Annotated in this window: 1 protein-coding gene; it reads right to left on the reverse strand. The window is 74.1% G+C overall.

Features of this window, described 5'->3' with window-relative positions:
• A partial coding sequence (locus tag P409_RS35520; RefSeq protein WP_034849876.1) for an aminotransferase-like domain-containing protein occupies nucleotides 1–727 on the reverse strand: 727 nt, incomplete at both ends.

Here is a 727-nt window from a genome sequence, read left to right on the forward strand (position 1 = left end):
AGCGCGCCCAGCCGCCGCGCGGTCTCGCCCATCGCCCGCGCCAGCCGACCGCGCAGCCCCTCGACATGGCGGCGATAGCTGCCGTCGGTCAGCAGCCGGTGCACCAGCCGGGCCGCCAGGGCGCCGTTGGAGAAGCTGGTGGCCAGCTTCAGGTCGGTCAGCCCCTCGATCCAGTCCGGCCGGGCGGCGATGAAGCCGCAGCGCACCGCGGCGGACAGGGTCTTGGAGAAGCTGCCGATATGGATCACCCGCTGCAGCCCGTCCAGCGCGGCCAGGCGCGGCGACGGCTCCGACTCGAAATCGGCGAAGATGTCGTCCTCGACCACCACCAGGTCATGCGCCTCGGCCAGCGTCAGCAGCCGGTGCGCGATCTGAGGGGCCAGGCTGGCGCCGGTCGGGTTGTGCAGGGCGGCGTTGGTGACGTAGAGCTTCGGCCGGTGCTCCGCCGCGGCGCGGGCGAAGGTGTCCAGGTCGGGGCCGGCCGGAGTGCGCGGCACGCCGATCACCCGGGCGCGATGGGCGCGCAGCACGCCCAGGAAGTTGAAGTAGCACGGGTCGTCGACCAGCACGGCATCGCCCGGCTCCAGCAGGAACCGGCCGATCAGGTCGATCGCCTGGGTGCCGCCATCGGCCAGCAGGATCTGCCCGGCCTCGGCGGCGATGCCGCGCTCCGCCAGCCGCCCGGCCAGGTGCCGGCGCAGGGGCGCGAAGCCGAGCGGCGAGTCGT

Source organism: Inquilinus limosus MP06 (genome assembly GCF_000767795.1).
Lineage (GTDB): Bacteria > Pseudomonadota > Alphaproteobacteria > DSM-16000 > Inquilinaceae > Inquilinus > Inquilinus limosus_E.